The 17,154-nt window shown below is 47.4% G+C and carries 21 protein-coding genes; 9 read left to right on the top strand and 12 right to left on the bottom strand.

The features are described from left to right. Positions 1 to 261: 261 nt before the first annotated feature. Positions 262 to 963 (bottom strand): alpha/beta fold hydrolase, encoded by a 702-nt coding sequence (locus QUA10_RS22860; RefSeq protein ID WP_333084213.1) that lies wholly within the window; start codon positions 961 to 963, stop codon positions 262 to 264. A gap of 152 nt (positions 964 to 1,115) precedes the next feature. On the opposite strand from QUA10_RS22860, the gene QUA10_RS22855 reads away from it, so the two are divergent. Beyond that, entirely contained in the window at positions 1,116 to 1,595 is a 480-nt protein-coding gene (locus tag QUA10_RS22855) for an NUDIX domain-containing protein (protein WP_006633478.1), read from the top strand. 609 nt (positions 1,596 to 2,204) lie between these two features. On the opposite strand, the gene QUA10_RS22850 is transcribed toward QUA10_RS22855, so the two are convergent. Next, positions 2,205 to 2,336 carry a hypothetical protein gene (locus QUA10_RS22850; RefSeq protein WP_333086377.1) on the bottom strand — a complete coding sequence of 44 codons (132 nt, stop codon included), beginning with the start codon at positions 2,334 to 2,336 and terminating at the stop codon, positions 2,205 to 2,207. Between the two features lie 3 nt (positions 2,337 to 2,339). After that, entirely contained in the window at positions 2,340 to 2,849 is a 510-nt protein-coding gene (locus QUA10_RS22845) for a hypothetical protein (protein WP_333084211.1), read from the bottom strand. A 130-nt stretch (positions 2,850 to 2,979) separates the two neighbouring features. Between QUA10_RS22845 and QUA10_RS22840 the strand changes: the two genes are divergently transcribed. After that, positions 2,980 to 3,957, top strand: a complete 978-nt coding sequence (locus tag QUA10_RS22840) for an energy transducer TonB (RefSeq protein ID WP_333084210.1) — start codon at positions 2,980 to 2,982, stop codon at positions 3,955 to 3,957. 340 nt (positions 3,958 to 4,297) lie between these two features. On the opposite strand, the gene QUA10_RS22835 is transcribed toward QUA10_RS22840, so the two are convergent. Next, a complete protein-coding gene (locus QUA10_RS22835; RefSeq protein ID WP_333084209.1) occupies positions 4,298 to 5,035 on the bottom strand; it encodes a class I SAM-dependent methyltransferase in 738 nt (245 codons plus the stop codon). A gap of 7 nt (positions 5,036 to 5,042) precedes the next feature. After that, positions 5,043 to 5,240: a hypothetical protein gene (locus tag QUA10_RS22830; RefSeq protein ID WP_333030091.1), complete on the bottom strand. Its 198-nt coding sequence runs from the start codon at positions 5,238 to 5,240 to the stop codon at positions 5,043 to 5,045. 567 nt (positions 5,241 to 5,807) lie between these two features. On the opposite strand from QUA10_RS22830, the gene QUA10_RS22825 reads away from it, so the two are divergent. Continuing rightward, entirely contained in the window at positions 5,808 to 8,351 is a 2,544-nt protein-coding gene (locus tag QUA10_RS22825; RefSeq protein WP_333084208.1) for a mannose-1-phosphate guanyltransferase, read from the top strand. A 42-nt stretch (positions 8,352 to 8,393) separates the two neighbouring features. Here QUA10_RS22825 and QUA10_RS22820 read toward each other — a convergent pair whose 3' ends face one another. After that, complete coding sequence (locus tag QUA10_RS22820) at positions 8,394 to 8,537, bottom strand: hypothetical protein (protein WP_333086375.1); 144 nt, start codon at positions 8,535 to 8,537, stop codon at positions 8,394 to 8,396. An 11-nt stretch (positions 8,538 to 8,548) separates the two neighbouring features. On the opposite strand from QUA10_RS22820, the gene QUA10_RS22815 reads away from it, so the two are divergent. Further along, complete coding sequence (locus tag QUA10_RS22815; RefSeq protein WP_333084207.1) at positions 8,549 to 9,106, top strand: single-stranded DNA-binding protein; 558 nt, start codon at positions 8,549 to 8,551, stop codon at positions 9,104 to 9,106. A gap of 187 nt (positions 9,107 to 9,293) precedes the next feature. On the opposite strand, the gene QUA10_RS22810 is transcribed toward QUA10_RS22815, so the two are convergent. Both QUA10_RS22810 and QUA10_RS22805 read right to left on the bottom strand, forming a co-directional pair. Then, positions 9,294 to 9,641: a hypothetical protein gene (locus QUA10_RS22810; RefSeq protein ID WP_333036295.1), complete on the bottom strand. Its 348-nt coding sequence runs from the start codon at positions 9,639 to 9,641 to the stop codon at positions 9,294 to 9,296. Between the two features lie 363 nt (positions 9,642 to 10,004). Further along, on the bottom strand, positions 10,005 to 10,127 hold the full coding sequence (locus QUA10_RS22805; RefSeq protein WP_333084206.1) for a hypothetical protein: 123 nt from the start codon (positions 10,125 to 10,127) through the stop codon (positions 10,005 to 10,007). Between the two features lie 329 nt (positions 10,128 to 10,456). Between QUA10_RS22805 and QUA10_RS22800 the strand changes: the two genes are divergently transcribed. Next, positions 10,457 to 10,678 carry a helix-turn-helix transcriptional regulator gene (locus QUA10_RS22800; protein WP_333084205.1) on the top strand — a complete coding sequence of 74 codons (222 nt, stop codon included), beginning with the start codon at positions 10,457 to 10,459 and terminating at the stop codon, positions 10,676 to 10,678. Positions 10,679 to 10,726: 48 nt separating this feature from the next. On the opposite strand, the gene lipB is transcribed toward QUA10_RS22800, so the two are convergent. Then, entirely contained in the window at positions 10,727 to 11,404 is a 678-nt protein-coding gene (gene lipB, locus QUA10_RS22795) for a lipoyl(octanoyl) transferase LipB (RefSeq protein ID WP_333084204.1), read from the bottom strand. 151 nt (positions 11,405 to 11,555) lie between these two features. Here lipB and hpf point away from each other — a divergent pair, with 151 nt between their 5' ends. Both hpf and QUA10_RS22785 read left to right on the top strand, forming a co-directional pair. Then, positions 11,556 to 12,209, top strand: a complete 654-nt coding sequence (hpf, locus tag QUA10_RS22790) for a ribosome hibernation-promoting factor, HPF/YfiA family (RefSeq protein WP_333084202.1) — start codon at positions 11,556 to 11,558, stop codon at positions 12,207 to 12,209. Between the two features lie 175 nt (positions 12,210 to 12,384). Next, positions 12,385 to 13,023, top strand: coding sequence for a Uma2 family endonuclease (locus tag QUA10_RS22785; RefSeq protein WP_333084200.1), 639 nt, complete (start codon positions 12,385 to 12,387; stop codon positions 13,021 to 13,023). Between the two features lie 130 nt (positions 13,024 to 13,153). On the opposite strand, the gene QUA10_RS22780 is transcribed toward QUA10_RS22785, so the two are convergent. Beyond that, positions 13,154 to 13,612 (bottom strand): peroxiredoxin, encoded by a 459-nt coding sequence (locus QUA10_RS22780; protein WP_333084198.1) that lies wholly within the window; start codon positions 13,610 to 13,612, stop codon positions 13,154 to 13,156. 43 nt (positions 13,613 to 13,655) lie between these two features. Between QUA10_RS22780 and QUA10_RS22775 the strand changes: the two genes are divergently transcribed. Beyond that, positions 13,656 to 13,802, top strand: a complete 147-nt coding sequence (locus tag QUA10_RS22775) for a hypothetical protein (protein ID WP_333084196.1) — start codon at positions 13,656 to 13,658, stop codon at positions 13,800 to 13,802. Positions 13,803 to 13,901: 99 nt separating this feature from the next. On the opposite strand, the gene QUA10_RS22770 is transcribed toward QUA10_RS22775, so the two are convergent. After that, positions 13,902 to 14,798 carry a metal ABC transporter permease gene (locus tag QUA10_RS22770; RefSeq protein ID WP_333084194.1) on the bottom strand — a complete coding sequence of 299 codons (897 nt, stop codon included), beginning with the start codon at positions 14,796 to 14,798 and terminating at the stop codon, positions 13,902 to 13,904. 141 nt (positions 14,799 to 14,939) lie between these two features. Next, positions 14,940 to 15,749 (bottom strand): metal ABC transporter ATP-binding protein, encoded by an 810-nt coding sequence (locus tag QUA10_RS22765; RefSeq protein WP_333084193.1) that lies wholly within the window; start codon positions 15,747 to 15,749, stop codon positions 14,940 to 14,942. A gap of 102 nt (positions 15,750 to 15,851) precedes the next feature. Between QUA10_RS22765 and QUA10_RS22760 the strand changes: the two genes are divergently transcribed. After that, on the top strand, positions 15,852 to 17,087 hold the full coding sequence (locus QUA10_RS22760; protein ID WP_445243593.1) for a metal ABC transporter substrate-binding protein: 1,236 nt from the start codon (positions 15,852 to 15,854) through the stop codon (positions 17,085 to 17,087). Positions 17,088 to 17,154 lie beyond the last annotated feature (67 nt).

Genomic DNA, 17,154 nt, shown 5'->3' with positions numbered 1-17,154 from the left:
TCATTCTCTCCTGGCGCGGTGGCTCTAGTTCTTCTTTTGCCACCGTTCTCATCTTTGGTTAGTCTAAACTACAGTTACCGATAATGCCACATAAAATATTTTTCAATCTATTCAGTTACGTATAAAAATTTAAGTAGACATAGCATCGCGGGGGCGAGTTTTGCCGCACGAAACTCGCTCTTTATATAAATATTTAACTAAATCCTTCCCTTAAACCTTCTGCTTCTTCCTTCGCGTCCTTCGCGTCTTCGCGGTTCGTTGCTAACACAAATACCCAATCCAAGTCGGCAAAACCTCCGGCGAACCGTACCACTTCCCCGGAGAACGAGGCGAATGCCAAACCCCCTCCAACACCAGATTTTCGGCCCCGTCCAAAACAGCAGCTTCCACCGGCGTAATTCCATCTCCCCAAGTTTCGCCCTTCCCCACAGTCAACTCGTAACTTTTATAAGCCAGCCAAGTCCCAAAACCGCGCTTGCCAAAAACAGCCTTCCCAGCAGCGCACACGTAGCGCACCTGCGGGTGAAAAGCCCCCGGATAGTGAATTTTGACAAAATCTAGATTTTTCCGCGTCCAGCGCTCTTGAGAGACGTGCGGCGTGCCTAAAGTGATTAAAGTATTCACATAAGGGTGAGCTTCCCACAAACCCGCGTCCTCAAGCACGTCGCCGTGAATCGTGTAAGGCTTTTCGCCCAAATAGATGCGAGAAATCCAGCCGCCGGCGGAATGACCGACGAGATTGATCTGGGGAACGCCGTATTGCTGTAACATTTGTTTGACCGTGCGATCGAGCTGTCGCAAAATTGGCACCATCGACCGCCCACCAAAAGTCGGCAACCAATCTCCCTTGCCCAGAGGGACTGTTACTGTTGGGAAACCTCGATCGACCAAAGATTTTTCTAATTCCCGATAGTCGGAAGCAGCAGCAAAATATCCTGGTAAAATCACGGTTGGTAATGGCATTGTCAATTTGAGATTTTAAATTTGAGATTTTAGATTTTGCGGCCGGAGTGCTACGATCTGTTTTTCAAGTGCAAAGACGCTTGCCCAAGCATCCTTTGGATTGCTAACATCTGCCGCTCGTTAAACCTTTTGCTTAGGGAATATCTACTTCTATGGCTCGCGAGCCGATTCAAACATGGTATTTTACCCTAGTTGTCGTTCACTTAGAAGACCGTTTTCTACTGGTACAAGAGCGCAAGTACGAGCAGCAGTGGTATCTCCCAGCAGGGCGAGTAGAAAAAGGGGAGACTTTGCTCGAAGCTGCTATGCGTAATACCCTCGAAGAAGCGGGCATTTCCATCATCGTTGAGGGAATTCTCCGGGTAGAGCACACAGTGATGCCTAGGGGCAATGTGCGCCTCCGAGTCATTTTTGTGGCACGTCCACAGGATAAGACGCCGCCCAAGAGTAAGCCCGATGAGCATACTTTGTGCGCGGGCTGGTATTCTCTCAAGGAATTAGACCAGTTGTCGTTGCGGGGAGAGGAAGTTCGGGAAATGTTTCAATATATGGCAAGCGGCGCTCCAATTTATCCTATCGACTTGCTCACCATTGAGGGAGCTCCTTTTAAAAATTACCGCTATCGCTGGTGAATCCATCTATTTGGGATTTGGGATTTGGGATTTTGGATTGAGTAATTACTTCCACGGATGAATCGGGTTGTGTAACCGAATTGGAAACAGGGGTCGATCAAACGGATTGATCGTGTTTAATGAATTAGTGGCGCTCCAGATCCCGGAAAAAGACGGTATAGCAGTGGTGCAGTCTGTTTTTTAAATATCGCCCCAGTCCGGCCAGCCTGACGCCCGCTGACCATTCTCAACAATATCTGATAAACCGCGTATAGGATTCGGCCAAAGGCATTAGGCAAGAAAAACAATGGTTTGAGCAATTAACAACGTCCTCACCCTGTTAGCGGCTGCTATACAAGCGTGCAACCCGGCAAAAAACCGGGTTTCTACGCTTGAGTGCTTGATGTGAGGGTCGCGAAATATTAATAAAAGTTGATCGGGCAATTTCGATACCGACCGTGCTAAAATTATACCTTTGAATTCCCAACCTCTCCTCATTAAAACGAATTCACACTCAATCACAACGACAACAATATAAATTACCAATCCCCCAATCACTCAATCCCCCAATCTAAAATCTACCAATCCCCCAATCCCCCAATCTAAAATCTAAAATCTAAAATCTAAAATTTAAATGACTGACTCTTCCTCCCTAGCAAACACCCTTTCCGAACCGCTGCGCCAGCCTTTTTGGTGGGCAGCCCTAGCTTCTGTAAGCCTGCACGGAGTCCTCGGAGCAACCGCGCCGACGCTCTCAAACATATTTTATGGTGGAAATTCCTCAAAAAATATCCCCGGTTCTGTCGGCTTAGTAGAACTAACTCCCGCAGAAGCCGGCCGCCTGCCACAAACCATACCACCAAAACCTTCTAATACGCGATTTACACCATTTTCGATCGCACCAGTTCCCCTTCGGCCAGCGCCCAAGTTAGCCCCGCCCTTGCCCCCCGCACCCGATACCATCAACTTGCCCGCCATGCCGCCGGGAATGCCGCCTCCTGGATTCTTTTCCCCTCTCCCTCCTTCCCCTCTCCCGCCCTTCACGGCCCCAACAGCCCCGCCACCTCCGAAAACTCCATCCCCAACAGTCAGAGCTCCCTCCCAGCCAATACCCACTTTCGTCCCACCCGTACCTCCCAGCGGTTTCCTTTTCCCACCTTTACCTGGTAATTTCGATCGCAATATCCCGGCACCGCCACCATCGCCGCCACTGACAGAACCACCCGCATTTTCAGGACTTGATCCATATGACCCGGAAGCACTCCAAAGAATCATAGCTCAACGCAATATACCCGATCTTTCAGATCCAAATGATATCGCTAGCCCTCCTTACGCAGGTGAAACGAATTCTGGAACCGCTCGATCACTAAACTTACCAGGCAAATCTCTTCAGCTAAAGAATCCAATGATAGCAACTGGTCCAGGAATAGGGCCTAGCCAACCATTCGATCCGAACAATAGACCCGCTCCGGGACAACCGGACTCAAACTTACGGGGCAATCCAGAAACTATGGCCAAGAAGATTCGAGATGAATATCTTGCCTTGTTTAACGACTTCTTTCGAAGTTATCCTGACTTGCTCCCGGTGGGGCAGACTTTTTCCGTGAATAATGTTGCTTATCCGGTAGCAGCTTGCTCGGACAAACTCGAAGGAAGAGCACTATTTGGAGCTGTTGTCCAACCCCAAGGGTCGCTCCGGGCCAAGCCTAAAATGATTGTGGCGACGGGTTATCCGATTCTTGACAAGGCAGCTATAGCTGGTATTGAATCTCTAACATTTCCACCAGCCAGCACGCACAAGCTTTACCAACTGGCTGTCGATTTTAAGTACGACGAAAAAGTTTGCAGTGGCATTCCTGTCACCCCAACCAGGCCCAACCCACCAGGCCAGCAGCAGCCAGCGCCCGCCCCCACAGCGCCCAGCAGACCAACAGGCCAGCCGCCATCTCCAGCGCCTACTGAAGTGAAGCCGCCGGCCCCGTCGAACAAACCGCAGCCAGGGGCCCAACCGTCGCCGTCGGCACCCAAGCCTGCTGCTAAACCGTCGCCCTCGCCTGAACAAAAACCAGCCGCCGAACAGTCGCCTTCTCCTCAACCGCAACCCGCCGAAAAGTCCCCGCAGCCGGAAGCAGCGCCTTCTCCTGCCGCCGAAGAGTCCCCGCAGCCGGAAGCAGCGCCTTCTCCTGCCGCCGAAGAGTCCCCGCAGCCGGAAGCTGCACCATCTCCGGCCCCAGAAGTGTCGCCCTCGCCGGAAGCAGCGCCATCTCCTGCTGCCGAAGTGTCGCCATCTCCGACCCCGGAAGTGTCACCATCTCCTGCTGCCGAAGTGTCGCCGTCACCCTCGCCGGAAGCTGCGCCTTCTCCGGCGGCTACCGAAAATTAATTGGGCATCAGTAAAAGGTAATCGGGAATGGGTCATATCCAATCTGCTTGCTTCACTATTGTGAGTTAGTAGTTAGTAGGGTGCGTCAGCTTGAATATTTGTTGCTTCTCAAACTAATTTATACTTGCTAACGCACCCTACTTTATCCACTAAGAATGAAGTTGTTTTTCGTCCGCCCGAACAGGCTTTGGAGGATTGGAGTTTTGACTACAAAGCTAATTACCTATTCCCCTTAAGCTGTTCAGTCTTTAAATTGTCTGTCAAAAAAAATCCAAGTCTTGTGGGGTGGGCGTCCCGCCCGCCCTGAATATACAATTTAAATGCGTGACAGCTTAACCTCTCAATTGTATTGAACTTTATACATTTGAAATAAGTCGCCACTTTGCTTTTTTACTACCTTAGCGCCAGCAGCTTTAATCATTTTTTCCCAATCTTCTATTGTCTCTAAAAATACTTCTCCGGCTCGATAAGTTTCCAAAATTGCCCAATCTTCGGCTAAAGGAGCATTGGGGTTGAGGACATCAAAAACAAAATGACCGCCCGGTTTGATTACCCGCTTTACTTCTCCCATGACAATACTCCAATAGTCTATAGGATAGTAACAGCTAAAGCCTGTAGCGAGGCATAAATCGAACTGAGCCTCTTCGTAATTTAACTGGTGAGCGGGAGCCCATTCTACACCTTTGAACAGCTTAGAATTGAGCTGAGGGCCGCGAGCGTTTAAGGCGTCTCGCGCGGCGCTGCTGATTTCTTGACCGTAAAAATATGCCTCCCAATCCCGCCAAGGGTAGATCAGAAAGCTGACTCCGCAGCCAATGTCTAAACAGCGCTGATTTTTTTGAGGTTTGGCAATTTTCCAGAAGGGAGAAACTGTTTTTTCTTGGAGAGTTCCTGCAACAGATTCTAGGAAAATCGGCATTGCTTCGACTTCTTCGGGTAAAGCGAAAGCTTCTCCCCGGTATTCGCGATCGAATCGAGAAGCGACTTGCGACAGTAAAACTTGCCAGCTATCTGATTTTCCTTTAGCAAACCAAGTCTGCTCCTGACCCGCTACTGGGCGATCGGACTTTTTAGACATTCTTGAATTACCTTTTAGAAGCTTTGAGAGCTTTTGTAAAGTTTTGGCGGTAAGGCTTATTAAAAATTAACGCGGGCCAGAGCAGCGAGAGCTTCAGGCGATTTGCAAAACTTCGATCGAAGTTAGTGCGATCGAAACCATTCCAAAATTTCCAAATGCCGCCACCGTAAGCGATCAGCAATGCCAAGCTAATTAACGTACTCATTAAAAAAACCCCTAAGCAATGGATAGGATTTTGGGTCAGCTAGTCAAAGCGCTACCCTTAATCTATCATTTATCAGACGCCAAGGCGCACCGATAGCTGTAGTAATTCCACCTTCAGAAAGAGACTTTAAAATCCCCGCTGGCCACAAACTTAAAAATAACACCCCCGAAATAGCTTTCACCGAGCAAGCAAGAAGGGACTTCTGTCAAAAGTCGAGGATTCTGAGGACTTATACGATTGAAGAATTAAAGAATTGGGAATGACTGATGACAGAAGGGTTTCGAGCACGGGCCTACAGTTGCATTCTTTTTTTTAACTGGTATTACCTAACATCACATCCCCTACAAATCCGAGCTCGACCGGGGGATTGGTGCGATGTAGCAACTTCTAATTCGGTTGAAATCGGTTGCTGTTGGGGGACGGCCTGGCAGAACGGGATTTACCAGACGTGTCACTACTCGAAGATATTTAAGTAAGAACTGATTGCTGGTGGCCGACGAATTACAGCAGGCAAACTTTTTCTAGCGGACAATAGCGGTAGAGAGCTTTTTAAGCAAGGAGGATTTTATGCGTGCAGTGCTGATGGCTGGGGGATCGGGAACGAGGCTCAGACCCCTGACGTGCGATTTGCCCAAACCGATGGTGCCGATTCTGAATCGCCCGATCGCAGAACACATTATTAATTTGCTAAAAAGGCATCAGATTACGGAAATTATTGCCACGCTGCACTACCTTCCTGATGTCATGCGCGAATATTTTACTGACGGGGCAGAGTTTGGCGTTCAAATGACTTACGCTGTGGAGGAAGACCAACCGCTGGGTACGGCTGGTTGCGTCAAAAATATTGCTGAACTGCTCGATCGAACTTTTCTGGTCATCAGCGGTGACAGCATTACAGACTTCGACTTAACGGCAGCGATCAAATTTCACCGCAGCAAGCAATCCAAAGCGACGTTAATTTTAACTCGCGTTCCCAACCCGATGGAATTCGGGGTCGTGATTACAGAGGAAAATTACCGCATCAGCCGCTTTCTGGAAAAGCCTTCTAGCAGCGAAATTTTCTCCGATACTATAAATACCGGCATTTATATTTTAGAACCCGAAGTCTTGGATTACCTGCCGGTAAATCAGGAGTGCGACTTCTCGAAAGACTTGTTTCCCCTGCTACTGGAAAAAAACGAGCTGATGTACGGCTACATCGCCGAGGGTTACTGGTGCGATGTCGGCCAGCTAGATGTTTACCGGGAATCTCAGTACGACGCGCTACGGGGAAAGGTCAAACTGGATTTGAGCTACTACAACGAAGTTCGATCGGGACTTTGGGTAGGTCAGAATACTTTTATTGACGATAGCGCGATCATCGAAGTACCGGCCATGATCGGCAACAATTGCCGAATAGGAGCCCGGGTTAAAATCGATGCCGGTACAGTGATCGGAGATAACGTGACTGTCGGGGCGGACGCAAACCTCAAACGTCCCATCGTCTGGAACGGAGCAATTGTCGGTGAAGACGCCCATCTTAGGGCCTGCGTGATTTGCCGGAGCACCCGCGTAGACAGGCGCGCTCACGTCCTCGAAGGTGCTGTCGTCGGTTCAATGTCCATTGTGGGAGAAGAAGCACAAGTGGGGCCAAGCGTGCGCGTCTGGCCGAGCAAAAATATTGAATCCGGCGCTCTATTAAATCAAAATTTAATTTGGGGAGAACAAGCTAAGCGGAATTTGTTCGGTCAGCGTGGGGTTCAAGGACTGGCAAATGTGGATGTTACTCCGGAATTTGCAGTGAAATTGGGCGCGGCTTATGGCTCGACTTTGAAACCTGGGACTGCGGTATCGGTTTCTCGTGACCAGCGGAGCATTTCGCGGATGGTTTCGAGGTCTTTGATTGCGGGTTTGATGTCGGTGGGAATTAATGTGATCAATTTGGAATCGACGGCAATTCCGATCGCGCGCACGGTTTCGTCTACGCTGTCGATTGCTGGCGGCATTCACGTTCGCATTTCGCCCGATCGCTCCGACCACATTTTAATTGAATTCTTCGATATCAAAGGCATCAATATTACAAAAGGAGCTGAGAAAAAAATCGAGGGGGCTTATTTTAAGGAAGATTTGCGGCGAGCTCTAATTCCAGAAATTGGAGAGATGACGTACTTTAACCAAGCTCTCGATGTTTACAACCGCATTTTTGAGCGGCAGATGAATGTTGAGGCAATACGCTACAGCAATTCTAAGGTGGTAATCGATTACGTTTACGCGGTTTCTGGAGCAATTCTGCCCCAAATGCTCGCCAAGTTCGGCTGCGATGCGGTGGTTCTCAATGCTAGTCTCAAGCAGACTTCTCTAAGCAACGGGGAACGGGAATATTTGCTCGACCAACTTGGCCGGGTGGTGAAAGCACTCAGCGCTAATTTTGGAGTGCAGGTATCGGCTAACGGCGAACAGCTAATTTTGGTAGATGAGTCTGGGATAGCGATTCGTGGGGAAATGCTGACGGCGTTGATGGTAAATTTGATGCTGACTTCTCATCCTAAAGGTACAGTAGTAGTGCCGGTGCATGCGTCTTCTGCGGTGGAGGCGATCGCCCGACGCTATCAAAGCAAGGTAATCCGCACGAAGGCGAACCCAACTGCTTTGATGGAAGCCGCTAACAGGAACCCAAATGTGGTTTTGGGCGGCAGCGGCCTTATGGGTTTTATTTTCCCGCAGTTGCATCCCGGATTTGACGGAATGTTCTGCATTGCTAAAGTGATAGAAATGATGACGATTCAGGAGCGATCGCTCGGACAGATCAAGGCGGAACTTCCCCGCATCACCCACCGCAGTTACAGCGTCCGCTGTCCTTGGACTATCAAGGGTTCGCTGATGCGACATTTAGTAGAAACTCATTCGCCCGATCGTTTAGAATTATTAGATGGAGTGAAGATTTTTAACTACAGCGACGACAATTGGGTATTAGTTTTACCCGATGCTAGTGAACCGACGGTTCATATCTTCGCCAACAGTGAGGATCGAGATTGGGTATCTGAAACGTTGAAGGAGTACCGCGCCCTCGTTCACGATTTTGTCAGTCAAGCCGAGGCGGCGGTTCTCCAAGATAAATTTGGTAACGTGTAATCCGTAATCGGTGACAACTAATAGCGATGGGGCGCAGAAAAATCAGTAATTACCAATTACCAATTGGCAATTGGCAATTCCCCAAAGCAAGACGCCCAAGTCATCGGTACACGGATAGCTATTTTTTCCTTCTTCCTTCTTCCTTCTTCCTTCTTCCTTCAATATCCAATTCCCAATTACGCACACACAGATAACAGATGAATAGCTGCATTTTGATGGCGGAAATAATTCAACAACCGCAACTCCGTTATACTCCTGACAATCAACTTCAAATCGCTGAGATGTTGGTGCAGTTTCCCGGCCCAAAACCCGAAGATCCGCCCGAACATTTGAAAGTGATAGGATGGGGAAATTTTGCTCAAGAAATTCACGAGAAGTATCACGAGGGCGATCGCGTGATTATTGAGGGGCGACTGAGCATGAATACGATCGAAAGAGATGGTATTAAAGAAAAGCGCGCTGAACTGACAGCTCAAAGGATTTACAGTGTCGGCGCAGATGCAATGAGTTCGGCTCCCCCAACTAGAACCGCCCCGGAACCTGCTCAAATTCGCGACAGCGCCCCGGCTAATGTGCCGAGCAATGTAGTTCCTTTAGGCTCGCACAAGCGCAGTTCTAACAGCGCTCCAGGTGGCGCTAACCGCACGTCTAGTTCGGATTGGAACTCGCATCAGTCTTCTAATTCTGAGTCCGATCGCCCGTCGGGTTCGTCTAACGAACCGGAAAATCCCGATTACGATCCGATTCCGTTTTAAAAATTAGGGTGCATCACTTTACGAGCGATCGCAAAACTTCGCCGTTCGATCGAAGGTGACGCACCTTAATTTAAGAGCGATTCCCTACGGGATAGCTTCGCACGCGCGTACTTCAGGAAAAAAAGGGCGCTCCTTTTCGAGGGCTGCGTTAACGAATTTGGCTGAACTACGAGCTAAGTTGCAAATTTTACAGCTCGATCGTCACAACTTTTTTCTTGCTTTTTTCGTCGCGAAGCACGACTGTATTGTAGGGTGATGTATCCGTCCCCAGCGGAATTGGCAGCTTAAAGCTGCCGCTTTTATGCTTAAGTTCGCCTAAATCAATACTTTTCGTTATATTGCCATCTGTTGCCAGATAAGCGGTAAGTTCGCCTTTATAATGTTCAATCAAAAAGTCTCTGAAGAAAACGACTTCCCCACCCTCCTCGGCATCGATAGCAAGGATGACCGTACCGCTAAACGTTGCGCCTTTTTCTTCTTCATCAACCGTCGCCATTTTAATTTCCGAGGGGTCTTGACCGGACATATCTGGCATAAATTTTTTCTCCTGAACTGAGCGCAATAATTAACAAGAAGCTTACCTGATGCTAGGGGCGATCGCAAAACTCTTAGGACGTATTTTTGCATCGGTCTTCCTTCTGTCTGAGGTTATAGAAGCCCGCGATCGCGCATTATACACCAATTACTCTCAATTCTTAAGTCAGTAAGTACAGACAGTTAAAATTATCTCTTTGATACCCCCAAGTCTCGCAAACACCGCCGCGCTAATTCGATTCGATATTTAGCATCTTAAGTCTGGAGTTTTTAATTGAGTGGGTGGAGAATCAAGCCTGATATTTTTGATAATTTAAGAGCGATCGCACTTTGCTCAATAAAGGGCGATCGCCCTGAAAAATTATTATTTCCAGTAACGAGTCAAAATCCGCATTACTTCACCTGCGATCGGGGATGGTAAAGGCGGACTCCATTCACCAACTTCTGCAAAACCCAAAACGTGCAGCAGATTGATGATGCTTTCCACTCCTTTGGGAATCCCGCAAATCAACAATCGGATCGGTTGCTTTCCGATGGGTGCGTCGGGAATTTCTTCGCGCAGGAGTTCGGGAACTGACTTTGGCTGTGATATCGTGAGTTTTAACTACAAAATAGTCGGATAGCGATCACCCTTGAGTTTTCGAGGCAAAGGGGCGATCGCTTTTCCGTTTGTACATCCTCAGCATAGTTCATTTGCTGCTGCCAGTCAAGCGATACGACAAAAAGTATTGCCGATAAGGCAAAACAAGTGTTAGTGAAGGTTGCAGGATGCTAACATCACCTTGCAAAGTCCTGGCTAGTAGTTGAGCACCCGCAGTGATCCGTTGGAAATTGGCAGTTGTGATGGCCGATCGCAATATCAGCAATAAAGAATTGGCGGCTAGAGTTGGGATGCACCCAACATCTGTTTCTAAAATCAAAACCCGCCGCCGGCTGACAAGAATTGATGAAACAACTCTTGATGCTTTGTGCAAAGCACTAAACTGCCAACCGGGAGATTTAATGGTGTATGAGGAGGACAATCCCGAGCGCACTTAAAAAAAAACCGACTGCGATCGTTAGCAGTAAGGTTGACAGCGACGCACCCTACACCTTTGATCGCACAATTTCCACTGCAAAAACGCGAGAAAACTCAGCGATAACGAGCGATCGCACTTGATCGACCTCAATTCCGGGGATAAACTGCTCTAAACTGCCAACAGGTCGATCGGGAATCCCACAAGGTACAATTTGCCCAAAGCCTGCGAGATCGGGACAAACATTTAAAGCAAAACCGTGCATCGTAATCCAGCGGCTGACTTTAATGCCGATCGCACCTACCTTGCACCCATCCACCCAAACCCCAGTCATACCGGGAACCCGCGAACCCTTCAACCCGCAAACTTCCAACACCCCCAGCAGCACTTCCTCCAACTGCCGCAAATACCAGTGCAAATCTTGTTGGTGACGGCGCAAATTTAAAATCGGATACCCCACCAATTGTCCCGGACAGTGGTAAGTCACCTCACCACCCCGTTCAACTCGGTGCAATTCCGGCTGAGTTTCGCTGTCAAATTTCAGAAATTCCAACTTTGCGCCCTGTCCCAAAGTGTACACCGGCGGATGTTCCAGCAAAATCAGCACATCGGGCAAATCTGGCTTGTCGCGGCGTTCTTGCACGAGTTTTTGCTGGATTTCCCAAGCTTGGGAGTAGGGAACTTGTCCCCAATTGAGGAGCAAGCAGGGTTGTGCATTTAGTTGTTGAGGGATGAGAGGAGAAACCATGCAAAAAATCAATAGTATTTTTACGGAATATTGGCCTAGCTTAAATCAAGAATTGTCAACATATAATAAAAGATTTGGAAGATAAGTGTTTTCCAGAATACATAGTGCTACTGTATAAAATATACCCAAGTTACAGAAGGGAGGGAGCTCTATGAAGCTTGTTATCCAGGGTAAAAATATAGAAATCACCGATGCGATTCGCGAGTACGTCAATCAAAAGGTGGAAAAGGCAGTTAGCCATTTTCAAACTTTGACGACAGAAGTGGACATACATCTATCGGTGGCTCGTAACCCCAGGATCAATCCTAAGCAGACTGCTGAGGTGACAATTTATGCTAACGGCAGCGTTATTCGGGCTGAGGAAAGCACGGAAAGCCTGTATGCCAGCATAGATTTGGTTGCCGACAAGATAGCTCGTCAACTGCGGAAATTTAAGGAAAAACGTCACGACAACAAGACCCAGAGTAGTGCCAAAACGGTTACGGTAGTTGAGGAACATCCTGTAGTAGCGGATCTGATTGGCGATCGAACTCCCGAACTTCCTGCTGAGGTTGTACGGACTAAGTATTTTGCTATGCCTCCAATGACGGTGCAAGAAGCTTTGGAACAATTGCAGATTATCGATCACGATTTCTATATGTTCCGTAATGCGGAAACAGGCGAAATTAACGTACTCTACGAACGAAAGACTCACGGTGGCTATGGAGTTATCCAACCCCGCCACAGCAACGGTAACGGTAATAGCAAAAATGGCAAAACTGCCGAAAGCGCTACATCTGAAAAATCGAGTGTTGCGAAAAGCTAGATAATTGCTGAGTGCTAATTGTTAATGGCTGCAAGCCGTTAGCAAAAAAGGACTAAAGTCCTTACTACGAACCACGAGTTTTTAGTAAGGACTTTAGTCCTTTCTTGGTTTTTTAAGATAATGATTCGTAGTCAGGACTTGGGCGATATTTCCTAGAGAAAATGGATGAAAAATTATGCTATTGGAGTTAAGACAATTGAATATTCAACCGGGTCAGCAATTACTGGTTGAGGATGTTAACTGGCAACAATTTGAAAGTATTTTGGCGGAATTGGGAGAACGTCGTGCTTCCCGACTTTCCTATAGTAACGGACGGTTAGAAATTATGGTTCCTCTACCCGAACATGAAAAAGCCAAAGAAATTATTGGCGACATGGTAAAAATTTTGTTGGAAACACGACAAATAGCATTTGAGTCGTTAGGTTCGACAACGTTGAAAAATGAACGCATGAGTCAGGCTGTCGAACCGGATACCTGTTTTTACATTCAAAATCAAGCAGCCGTTATCGGTAAAAATCGCCTCGATATGAGTGTTGATCCGCCCCCAGACTTAGCTATAGAAATTGATCTTACCTCGCGCACGCAGTTGGATAATTATCAAATTCTAGGAGTGCCGGAACTTTGGCGGTACGCACGGCGAGGGCTACAAATCAACGTCTTGCAAGCCGAACAATATATTGAGTCTGATGTGAGTCCCACTTTCCGCAATATCCCGATCGTCGAACTGGTGAATCAGTACACTCAGCAGAGTCAAGTTGCTGGTAGAACCCACGCTATTCAAGCTTTTAAAAATTGGGTACGGGAAAACCTCTAGTCTCAGAACTTTCTTCCTCACTAAAAACTCTTAGTTCGCAGTCAGGAATTTAGTTTTTTCTTGGTTTTTTAGACAATGAGGGATGAGGACTTTCGTCCTCACTACCAACACTATATTTAAGCCAATCCATCTAACTTTTGATGGTTTCTAAAGTTTTGAGTGCTTCTGAAACGTGTGCTTTGAAGTCTAAGATGGAGTCAAAAATATGCTTGACAATGCCTTCTTTGTCAATGACATAAGTTACTCTACCGGGCATAATCCACAGGGTAGCTGGAACGCCGTATAATTGCCGCACTTTGTTGCCAGTATCGCTCAGCAGTGTAAAGGGTAGCTGGTATTTTGCCGAAAATTGCTGGTGCGATTGTTGCGAATCTTCGCTAATTCCTATAACTTCTGCACCTGCGTCTTTGAAGACTTCGTAGCTATCTCGAAAGGCGCAAGCTTGGGTTGTGCATCCGGGTGTGTCGTCTTTGGGGTAAAAGTAAACTATGACGTTTTTTTTACCTTTAAAATCTTTGAGGCTGACTGATGTGCCAGTTTGAGAGGGTAAGGTAAAATCGGGTGCGGTGTCTCCTACTTTGACTGTCATGTTTTTTTAACTTAGTAGAGCTGTTTGCGTGAAAATTTAACTTTTGTTATTGTACAGTTTTTTTGAGCAATTGTTCGCAGTTGCGATCGCCCGCTGCGACAGCCTCCCATTTTTGCTTTCTCGCACTCAAACAAAAAAACCTTTTGACAACATCGGAATGATGTCGGCGATTCACAGTTACGCGGATTAATTCGAGAGGCTTTTTTGAACCGCAGATGCACGGGGATTAACGCAGATTGTTATTGAAAATTGGAGGGGCGGGGCTGAATCGTTAACACAAAGTTAGTTGTTATCGACCTTTAGTTAAATTTTTTAATTCCCGCCAGATTGGAGGAATTTGACCGGAGTGTGTGCGGGGCTGGGTGAGGATTCCTTGAGTCGGACTGAACAGTAATGATAGCACAAAGAATCCCGATGCAACTAAAACTATTGCGGGGCCGGATGGCAAGTTATAAAAGTAGCTGAGATACATTCCGCTAATGCTGGAAATCACTCCGATTATTGCGCCTAAAATCATTACTTGGTGCAGGCGAGTGACTAGGAGATAGGCCGTACTTGCGGGTGTAATTAATAGGGACAAGACTAGCACTACGCCAACGGCTTTGAGGCTGGCAACTATGGTGAGGGCGATTAGTACCATCAATCCGAAGTTGAGCAGGTTTACTGGCAAACCTGTGGCTTGGGCTCCTAATGGATCGAATGTGTAGAATAGCAGTTCTTTGTAAAAGATTACTACAACTAATAAGACTACGGCGACTATGACGGCTGTGTCGATCGCATCTTCAGCCGTAACCCCGAGGATATTGCCAAACAGAAAGTGGTTGAGGTCGATTTTGTTGTCTTTTTGGACGATCGTAATTAAAGTGATTCCGAGGGCGAAAAATGCGGAAAATACGATGCCCATTGCCGCGTCTTCTTTGATTGTCGATCGAGCTTTGATCCAAGCTATGATGACTGTACTCAAAACTCCAGCAATGAACGCGCCGATAAAAATATTTGCTCCGAGGATAAATGCGATCGCCAATCCGGGCAAAACCGAGTGGCTGATGGCGTCTCCGAGCAATGCCAGCCGCTGTACCATTAGGTAGCTGCCGACGATCGCGCAGACGATACCGACGAGAATGGCAATTATGAGCGATCGCTGCATGAATCCGTACTGCAACGGCTCAATTAAGGTTTGTAGCATAAAATTTATAACATCACAGTTAACTAATGACTAACAACCAAAGCAACCCGGTTTAAGGGGAGATTAATCGTTGCCAAACCCAATATTACCCAAGAAACTGAGTTCAAAAACGTAACTCGTAGATTAATGACTGCTGGCTAATTAAGCGGCTTGTCCGGCAAAGAACATTACTTGTCCGCCGTAGGCGCGGTAAAGGTTTTCTTGTGTTAGCACTTCTTGGCGGGAACCAGCGGCAATCAATTCTGTATTGAGCAAAATCAAATCGTCAAAATTGGTGATTGATTCGCCTAAGTCGTGGTTGACTACTAAGACGATTTTCCCGGCATTTGCTAGCTGGTGGAATATCTCGAAAATGATATTTTGAGTTTTTTGGTCAACTCCCACAAACGGCTCGTCAAAGCAGAAAATAGCGGCTTCTTGGGCTAAGGCTCTAGCTAAAAATACTCGCTGTTGCTGTCCGCCGGAAAGTTGTCCGATCGGTCGATCTTTGTAAGCACTCATGCCTACTCTTTCTAAGGCATCGGCGGCAGTGCGGCGGCTAGCTGCCGAGAAGCGACGAAACCATCCGGCTTTTCTGACTCTTCCCATCATCACGACATCCCAAACGGTGGCGGGATAGTTCCAGTCAATTTGCGATCGCTGGGGCACGTAGGCTACTGTTTCGAGTCGATCGGCGATCGCTTCTTCGCCCCAGGTAACAGTGCCGCGAACTGCCGGAATTAAGCCCAACATTGCTTTGATCAGCGTGCTTTTGCCGGCACCGTTGGGCCCAATAATACCCGTCAGCCTTCCCGGTTTGACGGAAAGATTGATATCTCTGAGTGCCTCTACCGTGCGGTAGTTTACTGCTAAGTGCTTAACAGCGATAATTTCAGTGTCGGTAGCGCTGTCTTTGAGGTGGCAAACCATTTTAGACCAAGGATTCTCGTTGGGGAAGGCGGCGGTATTCATTGCGGTGACTCTATATCCTTTTTATTAAGTTTACTGTAAAAATGAAAAGAATATGAAATCATCGGTAAATAGGAATAATCTGGAACGCACGAGAGGTAGATAATGGGACAGTGCAAGCTCGAAACCCCTGAAACCATAGGTTTGACGGCGAAAATCTCAAGTCGGTTAAAACTCATATCTGACAACATTCTCAATAACAGGCAAGATGCCTGTTCCACAAAGAGTGAGTTTTCTTGTGGGGTGGGCATCCTGCCCGCCCAGACAAGGGTGATTGAGAATGGTGTCAGATGTGAATTAAAAGCGACGGCAATTGTGAAGCAATCCTATAAAAGAGAGTTTAGCCGTGAGTCGGGGATTGAAACCTCCCACCCTGGATTGAACAAGTCCACAGTATTGTGGATTAGAACTATTGCCTGCGGCGTTTTGACTGTGGGTTTATTTAGTTGCGCTCAAACCCAGGGCGATCGCCTCTCTCCACAGGCAGATGCTAAACCCAAGGTAGTTGCTACTAGCACAATTATTGAGGATTTGACCGATCGAGTAGCGGGTGGCGAAATTCAGCTAACAGGAATTTTGCAGCCGGGAACCGATCCTCACGTTTACGAACCGGTGCCAAAAGATTCTCAAGCTTTAGAACAAGCTAACTTAATTTTGTATAACGGTTACAATTTGGAACCGGGATTAATTAGGATGATGAATGCCGCCGGAATTAAGGCGCGGAAATTAGCAGTAGGGGAAGTTGTCAAGCCTTTGCTACTGAATAAAGAAGGCAATACCGTACCCGATCCGCACGTTTGGGGAAATGTGGAAAATGTAGTTCAAATGGTGGAAGCAATTCGGGATGCGCTAATCGAACTGTCGCCGGAAAATCGGGAGAAGTTTACGCAGAATGCTGTGAAACTTACTGAAGAGTTAAAACGTTTGGATATTTGGATCGAACAAGAGATTAAAACAATTCCCGAAAACCAGCGCAAATTAGTAACAACTCACGATGCTTTTCAATATTACAGCCGGATTTACGGATTGGGAATTGCTGACAGTTTGATCGGGATTAGTACGGAGGAACAGCCGAGCGCTCAAACGGTGCAAAAGTTAGTAGAAGCGGTGAAAGCTGCGGGAGTGCCTGCTATTTTTGCGGAGACTACAATTAACCCGCAACTGATTAAAACGGTGGCGGAGGAAGCGGGGGTGCAATTGGCAGCGCAGCAACTTTATTCTGATTCGATTGGGGCACCCGGAAGCGAGGGCGATTCTTATGTGAAAATGATGTCGGCTAATACTCGCACCATCGTCGAAGCTTTGGGGGGAAAATCCACTCCGTTTGAAGTTAGCAAGTAGCAAGTAGGGTGCGTCGGAAGAGTTTTATTTTCTCTGCGGGGTGACAGCTAGCTGACGCAGCCTACAA

This window comes from Microcoleus sp. Pol8_D6 (assembly GCF_036700965.1).
Taxonomy (GTDB): Bacteria; Cyanobacteriota; Cyanobacteriia; order Cyanobacteriales; family Microcoleaceae; genus Microcoleus.
This window is presented reverse-complemented; position numbering and strand designations above follow the sequence as displayed.

What these genes read in the sequence shown, in the direction of transcription:
- QUA10_RS22860 (WP_333084213.1), bottom strand. Translation starts at nt 963, where the DNA reads ATGCCATTACCAACCGTGATTTTACCAGGATATTTTGCTGCTGCTTCC.
- QUA10_RS22855 (WP_006633478.1), top strand. Translation starts at nt 1,116, where the DNA reads ATGGCTCGCGAGCCGATTCAAACATGGTATTTTACCCTAGTTGTCGTT.
- QUA10_RS22850 (WP_333086377.1), bottom strand. Translation starts at nt 2,336, where the DNA reads ATGTTTGAGAGCGTCGGCGCGGTTGCTCCGAGGACTCCGTGCAGGCTT.
- QUA10_RS22845 (WP_333084211.1), bottom strand. Translation starts at nt 2,849, where the DNA reads ATGATTCTTTGGAGTGCTTCCGGGTCATATGGATCAAGTCCTGAAAAT.
- QUA10_RS22840 (WP_333084210.1), top strand. Translation starts at nt 2,980, where the DNA reads ATGATAGCAACTGGTCCAGGAATAGGGCCTAGCCAACCATTCGATCCG.
- QUA10_RS22835 (WP_333084209.1), bottom strand. Translation starts at nt 5,035, where the DNA reads ATGTCTAAAAAGTCCGATCGCCCAGTAGCGGGTCAGGAGCAGACTTGG.
- QUA10_RS22830 (WP_333030091.1), bottom strand. Translation starts at nt 5,240, where the DNA reads ATGAGTACGTTAATTAGCTTGGCATTGCTGATCGCTTACGGTGGCGGC.
- QUA10_RS22825 (WP_333084208.1), top strand. Translation starts at nt 5,808, where the DNA reads ATGCGTGCAGTGCTGATGGCTGGGGGATCGGGAACGAGGCTCAGACCC.
- QUA10_RS22815 (WP_333084207.1), top strand. Translation starts at nt 8,549, where the DNA reads ATGAATAGCTGCATTTTGATGGCGGAAATAATTCAACAACCGCAACTC.
- QUA10_RS22810 (WP_333036295.1), bottom strand. Translation starts at nt 9,641, where the DNA reads ATGCCAGATATGTCCGGTCAAGACCCCTCGGAAATTAAAATGGCGACG.
- lipB (WP_333084204.1), bottom strand. Translation starts at nt 11,404, where the DNA reads ATGGTTTCTCCTCTCATCCCTCAACAACTAAATGCACAACCCTGCTTG.
- hpf (WP_333084202.1), top strand. Translation starts at nt 11,556, where the DNA reads ATGAAGCTTGTTATCCAGGGTAAAAATATAGAAATCACCGATGCGATT.
- QUA10_RS22785 (WP_333084200.1), top strand. Translation starts at nt 12,385, where the DNA reads ATGCTATTGGAGTTAAGACAATTGAATATTCAACCGGGTCAGCAATTA.
- QUA10_RS22780 (WP_333084198.1), bottom strand. Translation starts at nt 13,612, where the DNA reads ATGACAGTCAAAGTAGGAGACACCGCACCCGATTTTACCTTACCCTCT.
- QUA10_RS22770 (WP_333084194.1), bottom strand. Translation starts at nt 14,798, where the DNA reads ATGCTACAAACCTTAATTGAGCCGTTGCAGTACGGATTCATGCAGCGA.
- QUA10_RS22765 (WP_333084193.1), bottom strand. Translation starts at nt 15,749, where the DNA reads ATGAATACCGCCGCCTTCCCCAACGAGAATCCTTGGTCTAAAATGGTT.
- QUA10_RS22760 (WP_445243593.1), top strand. Translation starts at nt 15,852, where the DNA reads ATGGGACAGTGCAAGCTCGAAACCCCTGAAACCATAGGTTTGACGGCG.